15 protein-coding genes and 1 pseudogene are annotated in these 15,275 nt (G+C 38.2%); 1 reads left to right on the top strand and 15 read right to left on the bottom strand.

Features of this window, described 5'->3' with window-relative positions; genetic code table 11:
* Positions 1-22 precede the first annotated feature (22 nt).
* The 4 genes from galU to LEUM_RS02910 are packed head-to-tail and all read right to left on the bottom strand — an operon-like array spanning position 23 to position 3,247.
* On the bottom strand, positions 23-898 hold the full coding sequence (galU, locus tag LEUM_RS02925) for a UTP--glucose-1-phosphate uridylyltransferase GalU (protein ID WP_010285820.1): 876 nt from the start codon (positions 896-898) through the stop codon (positions 23-25).
* Positions 899-920: 22 nt separating this feature from the next.
* Positions 921-1,931 carry an NAD(P)H-dependent glycerol-3-phosphate dehydrogenase gene (locus tag LEUM_RS02920; protein ID WP_011679415.1) on the bottom strand — a complete coding sequence of 337 codons (1,011 nt, stop codon included), beginning with the start codon at positions 1,929-1,931 and terminating at the stop codon, positions 921-923.
* The gene (hprK, locus tag LEUM_RS02915; protein ID WP_004164464.1) at positions 1,924-2,889 is read right to left on the bottom strand and encodes an HPr(Ser) kinase/phosphatase; all 966 of its coding nucleotides are present in this window, start codon (positions 2,887-2,889) and stop codon (positions 1,924-1,926) included. Before hprK ends, LEUM_RS02920 begins: the two co-directional genes overlap by 8 nt.
* Position 2,890: 1 nt before the next feature.
* Positions 2,891-3,247, bottom strand: coding sequence for a phage holin family protein (locus tag LEUM_RS02910; protein ID WP_004164465.1), 357 nt, complete (start codon positions 3,245-3,247; stop codon positions 2,891-2,893).
* A gap of 380 nt (positions 3,248-3,627) precedes the next feature.
* Here LEUM_RS02910 and LEUM_RS02905 point away from each other — a divergent pair, with 380 nt between their 5' ends.
* Positions 3,628-4,728, top strand: a complete 1,101-nt coding sequence (locus tag LEUM_RS02905; protein ID WP_011679414.1) for an SLC13 family permease — start codon at positions 3,628-3,630, stop codon at positions 4,726-4,728.
* Between the two features lie 87 nt (positions 4,729-4,815).
* Here LEUM_RS02905 and phoU read toward each other — a convergent pair whose 3' ends face one another.
* From phoU to pgsA, 11 genes and pseudogenes are all read right to left on the bottom strand, one after another.
* On the bottom strand, positions 4,816-5,490 hold the full coding sequence (phoU, locus tag LEUM_RS02900) for a phosphate signaling complex protein PhoU (RefSeq protein ID WP_004164468.1): 675 nt from the start codon (positions 5,488-5,490) through the stop codon (positions 4,816-4,818).
* A 58-nt stretch (positions 5,491-5,548) separates the two neighbouring features.
* Positions 5,549-6,319 (bottom strand): phosphate ABC transporter ATP-binding protein PstB, encoded by a 771-nt coding sequence (gene pstB / locus LEUM_RS02895; RefSeq protein WP_011679413.1) that lies wholly within the window; start codon positions 6,317-6,319, stop codon positions 5,549-5,551.
* Positions 6,316-7,158: a phosphate ABC transporter ATP-binding protein PstB gene (pstB, locus tag LEUM_RS02890; RefSeq protein WP_011679412.1), complete on the bottom strand. Its 843-nt coding sequence runs from the start codon at positions 7,156-7,158 to the stop codon at positions 6,316-6,318. Before pstB (LEUM_RS02890) ends, pstB (LEUM_RS02895) begins: the two co-directional genes overlap by 4 nt.
* A 7-nt stretch (positions 7,159-7,165) precedes the next feature.
* Complete coding sequence (gene pstA / locus LEUM_RS02885) at positions 7,166-8,050, bottom strand: phosphate ABC transporter permease PstA (RefSeq protein WP_010291776.1); 885 nt, start codon at positions 8,048-8,050, stop codon at positions 7,166-7,168.
* Positions 8,050-8,973, bottom strand: a complete 924-nt coding sequence (gene pstC / locus LEUM_RS02880; protein WP_011679411.1) for a phosphate ABC transporter permease subunit PstC — start codon at positions 8,971-8,973, stop codon at positions 8,050-8,052. Before pstC ends, pstA begins: the two co-directional genes overlap by 1 nt.
* Positions 8,974-9,025: 52 nt before the next feature.
* Positions 9,026-9,907: a phosphate ABC transporter substrate-binding protein PstS family protein gene (locus LEUM_RS02875; protein ID WP_011679410.1), complete on the bottom strand. Its 882-nt coding sequence runs from the start codon at positions 9,905-9,907 to the stop codon at positions 9,026-9,028.
* A 141-nt stretch (positions 9,908-10,048) separates the two neighbouring features.
* A pseudogene (locus LEUM_RS02870) lies at positions 10,049-11,388 on the bottom strand (sensor histidine kinase).
* Positions 11,389-11,471: 83 nt separating this feature from the next.
* Entirely contained in the window at positions 11,472-12,380 is a 909-nt protein-coding gene (locus LEUM_RS02865; RefSeq protein ID WP_011679407.1) for a phosphate ABC transporter substrate-binding protein, read from the bottom strand.
* A 240-nt stretch (positions 12,381-12,620) separates the two neighbouring features.
* Positions 12,621-13,313, bottom strand: a complete 693-nt coding sequence (locus tag LEUM_RS02860; protein WP_011679406.1) for a response regulator transcription factor — start codon at positions 13,311-13,313, stop codon at positions 12,621-12,623.
* Between the two features lie 82 nt (positions 13,314-13,395).
* Entirely contained in the window at positions 13,396-14,553 is a 1,158-nt protein-coding gene (gene recA, locus LEUM_RS02855; protein WP_011679405.1) for a recombinase RecA, read from the bottom strand.
* Positions 14,554-14,692: 139 nt separating this feature from the next.
* Positions 14,693-15,274, bottom strand: a complete 582-nt coding sequence (pgsA, locus tag LEUM_RS02850; protein ID WP_010285285.1) for a CDP-diacylglycerol--glycerol-3-phosphate 3-phosphatidyltransferase — start codon at positions 15,272-15,274, stop codon at positions 14,693-14,695.
* Between the last annotated feature and the right edge of the window lies 1 nt (position 15,275).

The raw sequence follows: 15,275 nt of genomic DNA, 5'->3' as shown, positions 1-15,275 counted from the left end.
AAGTATTTCTCCTGTTTTTAAATTACAACTTTGATGCCAATTCTTTAATATAAGCACGTAATGCATCTTTTGTTTGCGGATGCTTTAAACCAAATTCAATGTTTGTTTCCAAGAAGCCAATTTTTGAACCAATATCATAACGGCTACCCTTAAATTCATGAGCATATACGTGTTGACGGTTGTTCAATGAATCAATAGCATCAGTCAATTGAATTTCATTTCCTTTACCAGGTTTTGTATTTTCTAGTTCCTCGAAAATTTCAGGTGTCAAAAGGTACCGGCCAATAATCGCTAGGTCTGAAGGTGCATCTTCAGGCTTTGGCTTTTCAACGAAGCTCTTTACACGATATAGTCCACCTTTATCAACTTGCGCGGCTGGATCTATTACACCGTATTCTGATACTTGATCGTGAGGTACTTTCATAACAGCTAACGTTGATTCACCAGTTTCCTCATAACGTTGGATCAATTGTTTTGTCAACGGTACTTCATCTTGCATCAAGTCATCACCCAGCAAAACAACAAACGGTTCGTCACCGATAAACGCTTTAGCAGTCAGTACAGCATCACCGAGACCCTTGGGATGTGATTGACGGATGAAATACATATTAATATCTGTTGTTTCCTCGACAAGCTTTAATAATTCATCCTTTCCTTTTTCACGTAAATTATTCTCTAATTCTGGGTTAGAATCAAAATGATCCTCGATGGAACGCTTTGATTTACCATCAACAATAACGATATCTTCAATGCCAGATTCAATCGCTTCACGCACGATGTATTCAATCGTTGGTGTGTCAACGATTGGCAACATTTCTTTAGCTAATGCCTTAGTTGCTGGCAAAAAACGTGTGCCCAATCCTGCTGCTGGAATAATAGCTTTACGTACTGGTTTCATGATTTTTTCCTCTTTATTTTTTCTAATCTTCACTGCGCAACGGACGACTCATTAGGTCGCTAATTACATCGCGTAATGGCTCATTTTCATATAATATGCGATAAATACCGGCTGTTATAGGCATTTCCACATGATGATGTTGCGAAAATTCATATACTGCTTTTGTAGTGCTAACACCCTCAATAACCATGCCCATGTCATCTTGAATCTCTTGCAAACTCTTTCCTTCACCTAACTGTTTCCCAGCACGGTAATTTCTGGAGTTTGGTGACATGCCAGTAACAATCAAATCACCAATGCCTGCAAGTCCTAAAAACGTTTCTGGTTGGGCGCCCATTGCTTGACCTAGGGCGCGCATTTCCGATAAACCACGTGTCAGCAAAGCAGCCTGTGCATTAGCACCATAACCTAATCCTATTAACGCACCTGATCCGATGGCGATAATATTCTTTAAAGCCGCTGCCAGTTCTGATCCTAACAAATCATGATTCGTATAAGGTCTAAATGAACTATTGGCAAATACCTGCTGTAGTAATTTGGCAGCCTCTTCATTTTCAGAAGCAATCGATACAGATGTCAAGTCATGCTTGATAACATCTTCTGCATGCGATGGGCCAGAAATCATTGCCAACGTGGAACGGTACTTTGCAGGTACTTCTTCGGCAAGCATTTCCGACACACGCTTATAGGTTACTTGCTCTAGTCCTTTAGTAGCATGCGCCAAAATCACCTGATGATCTTGCTTATTTAAAACGTCGGCTAGCTGACGTGCAACTTCTCGTACAACTTTAGTAGGAACAACTGTCAAAACAATTTCAGCATCCATCACTGCCAAGGCCATGTTACTGGTTGCCATTAACTCAGATGATAACTTTGCGTCTGGCAAATACTTTTGGTTGGTATGTTGACTGTTTATTTCATCCGCTTGTGTCGCAGTACGTGTCCACAGACGCACATCATTATTATTTTCTGCAGCAACGTTTGCCAACGCAGTGCCCCAAGAGCCACCGCCCAATACGGCTATTTTAGTCATTTTTTTCGTCCCCTGCATCAATTTTTTCATTCTTTTCCATTTCAGCAGTCATACGCTCTTCCAATGTTTTCAGCGCATCAATGCCCATATTCGCCGTACGGAACTTGACCGAGGCTGCATCAATCACACTTGCAGTATTTCTACCAGGCGTCACCGGCACAACCATTCGCTTAATCTTAACACCCAAAATTTCTAAGGAGTCATTATCGTCACCTAAGCGGTCAAAATTAGCTTCACCAATTTTACCATTAGATAAATGGATGTTTAACGCAATTGTAGCATGTGATCGAACAGATACAGCACCATAAACTTGCTGAACATCAATTATTCCGACACCACGCACTTCCATCATGTTACGTAATACACCGTTTGGCTCTCCAATCAGCCTCTCTTCATCTTCTTGATAAATATCGACACGATCATCAGCGACCAAACGTGCTTTTCCTTGTTGAATTAATTCCAAGGCTGATTCTGTCTTACCAATTCCCGCGTCGCCAGTAATTAAAACGCCTAATCCATGAACATCAATCAAAACACCGTGCACATTTTTACGTGGCGCGAGTTCACCACCCAAATAATATGTCATGTTGGATAAAATTCGTGAGGATGTTAAGGTTGATGACAAAATCGGAATATGTGCTTCATCAGCTGCTTGATTTAATTCATCACTTATTGGTAATCCAGTTGAAATAACGAATGCCGGCGTTTTTTCATCCGCCATGCGACGAAATACTAGTAGTAATTCATCATGACTCATACGCTCAGAAAACGATGTTTCAGTAATACCAAGCAACTGAATTCTTTCTGGCGCATAGTAATTGAAATAACCTGTCATTTCTAATCCAGGGCGAGAAATATCTGCAGTAGTAATTTCTCGGTCTAGATACTGTTCACCGGCAACAATCTTTAGTCGGGTATTTTCTACTAATTGTTTTACTGTTACTGAATTTTGTGCCATTTTAATGTCTTTCTACTTGCACATGCAAATCTTTTGTCAAAAACGTGTTAATAATGGAAACAATAAGTGCAATAATCATTGCCCAGCCAAAACTTGAAAATTCAAATCCGCCAACAAGATCAGCAGTCACTTCCAATAACATTGCATTAACAACAATAGCAAAAAAGCCAAATGTCAAAATCGTTAATGGTAACGTTAAAATTGTTAAAATTGGTTTAATGATAGCATTCAATATCGATAATACAAATGCTGCCAACAAAGCTGCACCCCAGCTATCTACTCTAAATCCTGATGGAAAAATCATTGATAAAAGTAGAAAGGTCAGCATGTTTATCGCTAAACGAACAATAAATCGCATTAAATTCTCCATTACTTATAATTTTTGAAAACGTTTACCATATTGATATGGTAAGCTTTCAATAATTCCATTATAACAAATATCCTAGATAGTTTGTCAAATGTACTTGAAAGTAACTATCCAAAATACTTACTTACTTTGTTATCTAATAATCATCTGTGATACTTAGTATTTAATTAAATTTAACCTAACTGTGTTTATGCTCTTGCAGATTTGGTACTATTGTAACTAGTCGTGCTATCAATCCACTTTTTGATTATCACATTGTGATGACGCAAAACTAGCAGTGGCATGAAATAACGACATCACTTGAAAGCATACGGAGAACTCCTTATGAAACGACTAACTTATTTCCTTGTTACATCGGGGCACAATAATCTATGATTAACACATTGAAACGCATTTTAACTGATAAAACATTTTTCATAACGCTCATACTGTCCATCTTATCTTTATGCTTTGGTCAGGTGAAATCAACAGACATCGACTTTAAAACCATTATTTCCTTATCATCCTTGTTAATTATTATTGCCATCTATCAAGATTTAGGAATTTTAAAATTTATTGCCAATTACATCGTTTCAAAGTGCCATTCTACACGCTTAGTTTTTCTAGTCCTTTTACTCTGTTCGTTCTTTGGTTCGATGTTATTTACAAACGATGTAGCTATCCTGACGCTTATCCCAATTTTCTTTAATATTAGTAAACGCATCCCATTTCCTAAAATATTCGCTATTAGCTTGTTAACCATCTACGCTAACCTTGGCAGTTCATTCACACCTTTTGGTAATCCACAAAACATATATATTGTTTCTTTTTATAAGTTAAGTGTCATTGATTTTTTAGGAATGAGCATTCCTTTTGGTTTAATCTCACTGATCACTTTGCTTTTCTCTGTTTTGTTTATTAAAAATAAACAGATTGAAAAACAAAGTTCAAATATAATATCCATAAACCGAACAAAGACAGTGTGGCTACTACTAGCAAGTATAGTGGTGTTATTGGGTATACTATCAGTCATTCCTGTAATCATATCTCTGCTTATTAGCCTCCTAAGTGGGTTGACGCTTAGTAAAAAAATATTTAAACGCGTTGATTATGCAGTCATACTGACGTTCATTAATTTTTTCATAATTGTTGGCGCGATTAGTCGTATTAACTTTGTTAGCGGGCTGATCACTAACCATACAAATAATGCTTTATCAACTTTTATATCGGCTATCGTCACAAGTCAATTGATTAGTAATGTCCCTGCTGCTGTATTATTATCCAAATTCACAAACCATGTCTATGCATTATTTTTAGGTGTCAGCGTTGGTGGTCTAGGCACTATTATTGCCTCCTTAGCTAACTTACTGGCCTTAAGGCAATACGCTGGCTATTCGCAAAATCGTTCAAACTTTCAATTCTTCAAAACCTTTACCCTACTCAATATGATTTTTCTAGTCCTATTCATTGTGGTGGGAATCGTTTTGCTATAACTATGATTCAAAACTTTATTTTTTTCTCAAATTAATAGCAAATTAAAAGGCATGACATAGTTGTCGTGCCTTTTAACTAAACAAATTTTATATAAAGAAATTATAGCCAGGATTTAATTCAATAATTTTTCCTGTTCTCTTGTACACGATCCACTCAGCAATATCTGTCGTGTAATCACCAATTCGCTTCAAGTATCCTGCAATTACTAAGTAATCTGCTGCTGAGTCTACCAATTCGGCGTCCTCTTTCATACCATTAACAGAATCTGTTCGAACTTTAGCAGCACTTTGCGTAAGCACACTGTTTTTATCAGCAATCGCTTCAGCACCAAGAGCATCATTTTTCACATAGTAATCCATGACCTCTGAAACCATAGTAGCAACCATCTCGCCCATTTCGCCCAGTTCTTGTTCAACACTAGCAATGTGCTTCGTGCCTTTAACACGTATTGTTGAATTTGCAATATTACGTGCTTGGTCTCCCATACGTTCAAGCACTGATACAGCCTTTAAGATAGTAACAATTTCACGTAAATCAGTGGTTACTGGCTGATACAAAGCTATCATTTCGAAAGTTTTCTTTTCAATAGCTGCCTCGCGCTCATTAATTTGGTGGTCGTTTTCTAGGATCTTACGAGCCCCTTCACGATCGTGGTCCACGAATGATTGCACAGCTTTTTGAATAGTTTGTGAAACCAGCATACCCATTTCTGTAAATGAGCTATCTAAATCTGCTAATTCTTCATCAAATAATCGACGCATAGTGAAACCTCCTTTAACTTTATTATATTATAACTGTTCTGTATCCAAATTGTGTAAATTAGCCAAAACGACCTGAAACGTAATCTTGTGTTTCTTTTTTTGCTGGATCCAAGAAGATATGCTTTGTCTCATCAACTTCAATTAAGTCACCACTCAAGAAAAATGCAGTACGATCAGAAATTCGTGATGCTTGTGACATCGAATGTGTCACAATAATCATTGCATAATCGTCGCGCAATTTTAACAAAGTTTCTTCAATGTTGTGACTAGACACTGGATCTAACGCAGATGTAGGTTCGTCTAACAATAAAAGTTCTGGGGATGTAGCCAAAACACGTGCAATGGAGACACGTTGCTGTTGACCACCGGATAATCCAAGAGCTGACTTGTGCAAATTATCTTTCACTTCATCCCAAACAGAAGATTGCTTCAAAGCTTTTTCTACCGCTTCATCCAAAACAGCTTTATCTTTGACCCCAGCAAGTCGCAAGCCAAATGCCACATTTTCATAAGTTGAAAACGGAAATGGATTAGGCTGTTGAAAGACCATCCCAATACGTTTGCGTAGGTCAACCGTATCGGTTGTGGGTGCATAAATATCCGTATCTTTGAATTTGAAAGACCCTGTCACCGTCACATTATCTTCTAAATCATGCATACGATTAATTGCACGTAAGTATGTTGATTTTCCTGATCCCGAAGGGCCGATTAACGCAGTAATGCCCTTCTCTGGAAAATCTAAGTCAATACCATGCAACGCCTCTTTTTTTCCGTACCAAAGATGTACATCGCGGGTTGATAAAATTGTTTTTTCTTTATTATCTGTCATCCAAAGTTACCTGATATGTAATCGTTTGTAAGTGCTACTTTTGGTCGCGTAAATATTTTTCGTGTTAGATCGTATTCAATGACCTTGCCCATATGAAAGAATGCTGTATAGTCACTAATTCGGGCTGCCTGTTGCATGTTGTGAGTAACAATAATAATTGTATATTGATCTTTTAATTTAAGTAGCGTGTCTTCAACCTGAGCGGATGATATAGGATCTAGCGCACTCGAAGGCTCATCTAACAACAAAATATCAGGCTTCAATGCCAACGCACGAGCGATCACCAATCGCTGTGCTTGACCACCGGATAATGCTAATGCGGATTTATTTAGTTCATCCTTAACTTGATCCCATAAAGCAGCTTGTTTCAAGCTGGTTTCAACTACTTCATCTAGTTGCTGCTTAGTGTAATTACCTCGGCTAGTTAGTGCAAAAGTTATATTGTCATAAATTGACTTAGCAAAAGGATTGGGACGTTGAAATACCATGCCGATATGTCGACGCATTTCATAAACATCAATTTTCTTGGTATTAATGTCCAAACCGCGATACATAATGTTCCCATTAACGGTAGCAACACCATCATTCATACGGTTTAGTGAACGTAAAAATGTTGATTTCCCGGATCCTGAAGCGCCAACCAAGCTCGTAATTTTATAACGCTCAAACTGCAGGTCGCCTTCGCTCAAGGCAAGATTATCACCATAAAACACTTGCAAGTCATGTGTGGACAGAGCAATTTCATGTTTTTCGGTATCCATTTTATAAATAAACCGCTCTGGTGCATTTTCTCTAATGAACTCACTAGCTGGTTTAAGATCTGTATTTGAATTTATCATAATGGCCTCACGCACTCGTTAACTTCTTGTAAAGCTTCATACCTAATTTTCGTGCGCTAAAGTTGAATAGCAACACAACAATAATCAAAACAGCAGAAGCTCCTGCTGACACGGCACTAACATCAGGCATAATACCTTCAGAATTAATTTTCCAAATATGTACAGCTAGTGTCTCTGCTGGTCGCATTGGATTCAAAGGGCTTGAAATGTTAAATGGATTCCAGTCGGCAAAATTCAAAGCTGGAGCAGATTGTCCTGCAGTATAAATTAAGGCTGCAGCTTCACCAAATACTCGTCCAGCCGATAGAACAACACCCGTCACAATTGATGGAACGGCTGCAGGCAAAATAACATGCAAAACCGTTTCCCATCGTGACAAGCCAAGTGCCGCACCTGCTTCACGCTGTAAATCAGGAATTTGTGCTAAACTCGTTTCGATTGAACGTGTCAAAAGAGGTAGATTAAACAATGTTAATGCAATTGCACCAGACAAAATAGAAAAACCTAATTTAAATTGTACAACAAAAAGTAAGAATCCAAACAAACCAACAACAACAGAAGGCAAAGAACTTAATATTTCGATAGCTGTACGTATAATTGCTGTAAAATGATTTTTTTGCGCATATTCATTAAGATAAATTGCTGCACCCAACGCAATGGGAAAGCTAATCAACATGGCTAAAATTAACAAGTAGAAAGAATTAAAAAGTTGTATTCCAATACCACCGCCTGCTTCAAATGCACGTGCTGGAGAAGTTAAGAAGTGCCATGATAAATGTGGTACGCCTTGTACAAGAATAAAAGCTAGCATCGCAAACAAAATTAAAGCGACAATGCCAGAAATAGCGTAAATAACGCCTGTTGCAATTTTATCAGCAGTTTTTGCATTCATTATTTCATCGCTCCTCTACGTCCAATTGCACGAACAATCAAATTAAATACCAATGACATCAGTAATAGAATCATTGCCAGAGTCCACAAGACATCATTTTGTAGTGATCCCATAACCGTGTTTCCGATACCCATAGTCAAAACAGACGTTAAGGTAGATGCTGGAGTAGTTAAGCCTGTAGGCATTAATGCAGCATTACCAATAACCATTTGAACAGCTAGGGCTTCACCAAATGCACGTGCCATGCCAAACACAATAGCTGTCATAATACCAGGTGTTGCTGAACGCAAAACAACTTTATAAATCATTTGCCAACGTGTAGCACCAATTGCTAAAGCAGATTCTCGGTAATAACGCGGAACTGATTTTAATGTGTCCACGGTCATCGAGGTGATAGTTGGTAATATCATAACAAACAAAACTATTGTTCCAGATAAAATACCAAAACCAGAGCCACCAGTTATATTTCGTATAAAAGGAACGACGACAGTTAAACCAATGAACCCATAGACAACTGAGGGAATACCAACCAGCAATTCAATAATTGGTTGCATAATTTTTGCCCCGCGTTTTTGCGCTATTTCAGTCATAAACAAAGATGTTCCAATCGCAAATGGCGTAGCAACTACCGCAGCTAAAAAGGTTACTAAAAATGAACCAATGATCATTGGTAATGCACCAATATAAGGCTGCTTTGTTGCCGGGTTGGTTACAGACGGATTCCAAGTTGTTCCAAATAGAAAGTCTTTAACATTAACGCCATCTCTAAAGAATGTTGAAAGTCCGCGACTCAGAACAAAGGCGAAAATTGCCACGACCACAATACCAATCAAGGCTAATGCCGTTAAACTAACAGCACGTCCAAACGTGTCCTTATGCGTGGATTCAGATCTCTGCATAAGTTTTTTTGTAATGTTATCCATTTTTTCTCCAAGGTGCATGTCGAAATATGATATTTTCGAACAAGAAATATGTTTATTTTCTAGTCACTTGACCATTTACGTCACGACTAATCTTCATGTCATGAATTGATATGTATCCTAGTTTCGATACAAGTGTTGATTGAACCTTTTTGGAAGTTAAATACTTTAAAAACTTAGCTACAGGTTCGGATGGTTTTCCTTTGGTGTAAACATGTTCATATGACCAAATAGCATATTTTCCAGAAACGACATTCTGTTTAGTAGGTTTTACACCATTAACTTTAGCCGCTACCACACTGTCATCAATATAACCAAAGGCTGCATATGAGATAGCCCCTGGTGTCGTGCTGACAATTGAACGAACCATTCCTGAAGAATCTTGTTCCTGTGCCTCAGTACTTTGTGCGCCATTCAATCCCCATTGTTCAAAAGTGGCTCGTGTCCCTGATCCGGCCGCACGGTTAATGATGACAATTTTTTGATCATTACCACCAACCTCTTTCCAATTCGTTACCTTTCCAGTAAAAACAGCAATAAGTTGTTTAGTTGTCAAATTTTTGACACCATTGTGTTTGTTCAATAGTGGCGCAATGCCGACAACTGCGACTTGATGATCTACTAACTCTTTGGCATCAATACCGTCTTTTTCTTCAGCAAATACATCAGAATTACCAATGTCAACAGCGCCTTGCGACACCTGACTTAACCCTGTACCTGTTCCACCGCCTTGAACGTTGATGAAGGTACCAATATTGTCTTTAGCGTATTCCTCGCCAGCAGCTTCAACCAGCGGTTGTAAAGCCGTTGACCCAACTGCAGTGATCGACGTATTTGACGCACTTTTATCGCGCATTGCATACGCTGTTCCAAGCGCTGCAGCAACTGCCACGGCTACAATCGTGAATACGATTGAACCGCGATATGATTTCGACATGTTAATGCCTCCCAAGATTTACTACTACATATTTATTATCTTAAACCTATGTAAATGTCAAAACGCTTTTATGTAAAGATTGTGTAAAGAGCATGATGTTTTCATACAAAAAAACATCAATTTTAATGTTTTGACGCGTTTCTACAAGGGTAGAATAACACTGATTGTCGTACCGACACCTACTTGTGATTTAATATTGATTTCCCCATTATGTTGGTTCACAATCTCATTGACAATAGCGAGCCCCAATCCAGTACCACTTGCTATTTTACGTTGTCTTGATTCGTCACCACGATAGAAACGCTCAAATATACGAGACTGCTGATTTAACGGAATACCAATACCCGAATCACTGACTTTTATTTGCCATTGTTGCGTGTCTTTATATGCTGATATCCAAACTTCACCGTCTATTTTATTATACTTAACCGAATTAGTTAATAAATTTTGGACGATAGTAGACACATCACTAGCAATACCTGACACACTAAAGTCCGGCGCAATATCATTGTGTACCGTAATCGTTTTAGTATCAATTTTTTCTAATTGTTGTTCAACAATGGCTGAAATTTCCAAATTAGATATTTTTTCATCCACTTTGTGTTGCATACGTGACAAAGACAATATGTCATTAACCAGTGCTGACAAACGTTTTGCCTCATCCGCCACAATTTGCAAAAATTGGGTTCTCGTTTCTTCGTCCGCCCCTGCGTCACCCTGTAACGTCTCAACAAATCCTGTAATTGCAGTCAACGGTGTTTTAAACTCATGCGAAGCATTTGCCAAAAAATCGGCTTGCATGCGCTCTAATTTCAATACCTCTGTCAAATCATACAACATAACCATCACTTCTGCATTTGATCCAGATTGATGAAATAATGTGCTAACGTCATATTGTCGCGCCTCGCCATCAATCATCAAGTTCAAAATGGAATGCTGCCTTTGATTGGTATTAAAGGTATGATTAATGATTTCTGACAAAGTAAACTGACGAATCACTAAACTGTCTAAAATTGGTACTTCTGGCATCTCTACACCAAGCATATCGGCAGCGGTTTGATTGAAAACATCTATCATATGATGACGACTAACATTAATGACCCCAACTGGTAAGCTGGCCAATAATGTCTGATAATTATTTATTTCACGATTGGCACTATATTGCGAATGGCGAACATAACTTTGTAATTCATTGAATGTTCTAATAATTCGTAGTATGGAGATGTTGGTTCTGCTAAAACACCCCGTGGTGTTTCTCCAGCTGAAGTAGCAATCATTCTATTCTTCATAATTGTTAATTCTGCTGTTTCTTTATTTTGCCAAAAATTTAAAAACCATACTTCAAAATTAGCTACAACAAAAAATATAATAACTAATATGTAGAGCTGATTATGAGACACGTGGATCACTCGAGTTACTATAAATAATAATAAAATATTTAGACTATATATACTGGTTATTTTGCCAATTCTTTTCTTCATAAGTTTATTCTATCATGGTTTTGAATTTGCATAACGGTAACGCACAAAAAAACAAGCACTCTGCTTGTCCTTATCAAATATACTTATTTATCTGTCACTTTACCACTTGCATCGCGAGTGACTTTCATATCTGTTAATCCAATGTATCCTAGCTTAGGTACAATATTTTTTTGAACCTCTTTGGTCGTGAAGTACTCTAAGAATGACTTAGTAGCCCCAGTTGGCTTCCCCTTAGTGTACATGTGTTCGTAAGCCCAAATTGGCCATGAATTATCTTCAACATTTTTTTTATTAGGATGAACTTTATTTAAGTCCAGTGCCTTAATACCGTCAGAGTCGAGGTAAGCAAATGCCAGGTACGAAATCGATCCTGGTGTTGTTTTGACAATCTTTTGCACCGTGCCATTGGAATCTTGTTCGGTCGCTTGTACAGCATCCTGACCGTCCAAGATATTTTTTTCAAAAACAGCCCGTGTTCCTGACCCAGTTGCACGATTGATAACGACAATTTTTTCATCGTTACCACCAACTTCTTTCCAATTTGTTACCTTACCAGTAAAAATATTACGCAACTGTTCTTTTGTTAAACTCGTGATCTGCACATCACTATTCACAACTGGCGCAATACCAACCACAGCTACTTTATGATCCACTAGTTTAGTGGCGTCAATACCATCTTTTTCTTCAGCAAACACATCTGAGTTACCAATTTGTGCTGATCCATCAGATACTTGACTTAACCCGGCACCCGATCCACCACCTTGCACTGTAATTGTTACATTAGGATTTTTCTCTTGGAATGACTTAGCAACTTGCTCTGCTAAAGGCTGTAATGCTGTTGATCCTAACGATAACACTTTTCCACTAACATTAGAAGATGACGTCGTACTTGTTTTATTATCGCTGGACTTATCATTAGCAGAAGTATACAAGGCTATTCCAGCCGCAATGACCACTATACCACCAATAATTCCTACAATCTTTTTGTTCATGAAGATTTCTCCCTTAGAAATATGTAGTGAAACAAGGTTGTAGTAGAGGCTCTTGGGTGCCGCTCCTTGTTTACAACTTATATATTACGGGAGTTATGTTATGAAACACGCCACAATTTGGTCGCATTCTTGTAAATGCGTGTAAAGAAAAATTTACAAAAACAAAAATGGCTCACCTCCGACGCTATGTCTACAGTTTGCCATTTACTATAATAACGCCACATATGTCTTATGAAAACACTAATTCGTCATAGTATATCCAAATCCGCGAACTGTTTTCAATATTTTAGGCGCCTTTGGATTTGACTCAATCTTATCTCGTAAGTTACTGATATGCATATCTACCATACGGCTTTCGCCAGTATATTCATATCCCCACACAGCCGTCAAAATTGTTTCACGATCAATTACACGTCCCAATCGCTGTGCAAAATATAATAATAAATCATATTCCCGTGGCGTTAAGGACAAAACAATATTTTCTTTCATAACTGTTTTTTTGCTATCATTGATGAGCAAATCTTGTATAGAAATAACCATTTCGTCCGTTTTGTTGGTATCTGTACTAACTTGTGAACGACGTAATACAGCTTTTAGTCTTGCTACAACTTCTCGAGGGCTGAAAGGCTTAGTGATATAATCATCTGCACCTAATTCTAAGCCAAGCACACGATCAAACTCATCCCCTTTTGCAGTCACCAAAATTATTGGTGTGCTAACTTTATCTTGACGTAACTGCTTTAAAACGGTCATGCCATCCATTTCTGGCAGCATTAGATCCAACAATATTGCATTGAATTGTTGCTCTTTTGCCTTTTGATAAGCGGATAAACCATCCGATGCAACTGTTACTTCGTAACCATTCTGTTGCAAATTGTATTGCAGCAGCGTTGCAATTGCCGTTTCATCATCAACAACAAGTATCTTAGTCATGTCTATCTCCATGCGTTTCTATACTTGCATTGTAACAAAAAAAAGAAAAACGACCTAACGTTTTTCTCAATATTTACGTAATTTATACAATTGGTTCGTCCGTTAAAGAATCATCAGTCGTTGTATCCAAATCCGGCAGATTAATTTGCTCATCAGATTTTTCTGCTTGAGCCTCCGTATTTGAAACGGCAGTACCATTCGCATTAGAATCAATACCATATGCTTGACGCACCTTGACATATAGTTCTTGTCGCAATGCGGCATGCTCAGGATCATCCAAATAGTCTTTAGCTTTCTCACGCCCTTGACCAATTCGTTCACCTTCGTAAGCATACCATGCACCTGCTTTGTCGATAATATCTTGATCAACAGCGAGATCAAGAATTTCACCAGTTTGTGAAATACCATGGCCATACATAATATCAACTTCAGCAACTTTGAATGGTGGAGCCACCTTGTTTTTAACAATTTTAACTTTTGTCAAATTACCAGTGACATCAGTACCGTCTTTAATTTGTGTTGAACGTCTAACTTCTAAACGTACTGTCGAATAAAACTTTAGTGCACGACCACCGGGTGTAGTTTCTGGGTTTCCAAACATTACGCCGACTTTTTCACGAATTTGATTGATGAAAATAGCAATTGTTCCCGTTCGGTTCAGGGTTCCTGCTAACTTACGTAGTGCTTGACTCATTAAACGAGCTTGCAATCCAACGTGCGCATCACCCATTTCACCTTCGATTTCGGCACGAGGTACTAATGCAGCAACTGAGTCAACAACAATCATATCTACGGCACCTGATTGTACCAAAGCATCAGCAATTTCTAATCCCTGTTCGCCTGTATCCGGTTGTGACAAAAGTAATTCGTCTTTTTTAACGCCGAGGGCTTCAGCATATTTAACGTCCAAAGCATTTTCAGCATCAATATAGGCAGCCGTTCCGCCTTGCTTTTGAACTTCAGCAACTGCATGAAGTGCGATGGTTGTTTTACCTGATGATTCTGGACCGTATACTTCAATAATACGCCCCTTGGGATAGCCACCAACACCCAAAGCAACATCAATTTTAACAGAACCAGAAGGGATCGTTTCGATCTGCGTTAGCGCGTTATCTCCTAACGTCATCACTGAACCTTTCCCAAAGTTCTTTTCAATTTTCTTTAGCGCTTCATCTAGCGCGGCTCGACGACCATCTTTCTTTGCTTGATCGTCTTTTTTAGTCGTTTTCTTTGCTACCATTGCGGCTAACTCCTTTTATCTTACTTGATTAGTGTACCTTTTTCGCGAGTCAAAAGCAAGTGCTTTTCGAACATTTGTTCGTTTCTGTTTGCTTTCTTCTTGATTATACGAAAAAAGCGCTAAAAGCGCTTTTAGTTCCTTACATACCATCAGAAAAGACATTTCTATTTTGCCAAAAATAATCGATACCAGAATAAATTGTAAAGATAACAGCAACCCACAATAAGACATCCCCAATAGGAAAATTAATAATGGAAAATGGCGCGTTGTGAATATATAAGAAGAAAATAGCAAACATTTGTGAAAATGTTTTTATCTTTCCTGGCATCTGTGCTGCCAAAACCTTGCCATTGTTTTCAACAATTAGTGTACGTAAACCTGTAACGGCTAACTCTCGAATAACGATAACCGCAGTCATCCAAGCTGGGACAACATTGAAGCTCGTTAAGAAAATCAACGCTGTCATAACCAAAAGTTTGTCAGCCAAAGGATCCGCAAACTTTCCAAAATTGGTAACTAAATGCTGGCTACGAGCTATCTGACCGTCCAAGAAGTCAGTTGCAGAGGCTATTGCAAATACAACAGCGGCAATCAACCAATTAACGGGCATGGTTGCTCCTAAAAAGCTGATATTAGACCAAGCATATGGTACTGTCAGCAATAAAATAAATACTGGAATTAAAATAATTCTGAAAACAGTTAGTTTATTGGGTAAATTCATG

This window comes from Leuconostoc mesenteroides subsp. mesenteroides ATCC 8293 (genome assembly GCF_000014445.1).
In the GTDB taxonomy this organism is placed as follows: Bacteria; Bacillota; Bacilli; order Lactobacillales; family Lactobacillaceae; genus Leuconostoc; species Leuconostoc mesenteroides.
Note: the sequence above shows the minus strand (reverse complement) of the source record. Positions and strands in the feature narration are given on the sequence as shown.

What these genes read in the sequence shown, in the direction of transcription:
- galU (WP_010285820.1), bottom strand. Translation starts at nt 898, where the DNA reads ATGAAACCAGTACGTAAAGCTATTATTCCAGCAGCAGGATTGGGCACA.
- LEUM_RS02920 (WP_011679415.1), bottom strand. Translation starts at nt 1,931, where the DNA reads ATGACTAAAATAGCCGTATTGGGCGGTGGCTCTTGGGGCACTGCGTTG.
- hprK (WP_004164464.1), bottom strand. Translation starts at nt 2,889, where the DNA reads ATGGCACAAAATTCAGTAACAGTAAAACAATTAGTAGAAAATACCCGA.
- LEUM_RS02910 (WP_004164465.1), bottom strand. Translation starts at nt 3,247, where the DNA reads ATGCGATTTATTGTTCGTTTAGCGATAAACATGCTGACCTTTCTACTT.
- LEUM_RS02905 (WP_011679414.1), top strand. Translation starts at nt 3,628, where the DNA reads ATGATTAACACATTGAAACGCATTTTAACTGATAAAACATTTTTCATA.
- phoU (WP_004164468.1), bottom strand. Translation starts at nt 5,490, where the DNA reads ATGCGTCGATTATTTGATGAAGAATTAGCAGATTTAGATAGCTCATTT.
- pstB (WP_011679413.1), bottom strand. Translation starts at nt 6,319, where the DNA reads ATGACAGATAATAAAGAAAAAACAATTTTATCAACCCGCGATGTACAT.
- pstB (WP_011679412.1), bottom strand. Translation starts at nt 7,158, where the DNA reads ATGATAAATTCAAATACAGATCTTAAACCAGCTAGTGAGTTCATTAGA.
- pstA (WP_010291776.1), bottom strand. Translation starts at nt 8,050, where the DNA reads ATGAATGCAAAAACTGCTGATAAAATTGCAACAGGCGTTATTTACGCT.
- pstC (WP_011679411.1), bottom strand. Translation starts at nt 8,973, where the DNA reads ATGGATAACATTACAAAAAAACTTATGCAGAGATCTGAATCCACGCAT.
- LEUM_RS02875 (WP_011679410.1), bottom strand. Translation starts at nt 9,907, where the DNA reads ATGTCGAAATCATATCGCGGTTCAATCGTATTCACGATTGTAGCCGTG.
- LEUM_RS02865 (WP_011679407.1), bottom strand. Translation starts at nt 12,380, where the DNA reads ATGAACAAAAAGATTGTAGGAATTATTGGTGGTATAGTGGTCATTGCG.
- LEUM_RS02860 (WP_011679406.1), bottom strand. Translation starts at nt 13,313, where the DNA reads ATGACTAAGATACTTGTTGTTGATGATGAAACGGCAATTGCAACGCTG.
- recA (WP_011679405.1), bottom strand. Translation starts at nt 14,553, where the DNA reads ATGGTAGCAAAGAAAACGACTAAAAAAGACGATCAAGCAAAGAAAGAT.
- pgsA (WP_010285285.1), bottom strand. Translation starts at nt 15,274, where the DNA reads ATGAATTTACCCAATAAACTAACTGTTTTCAGAATTATTTTAATTCCA.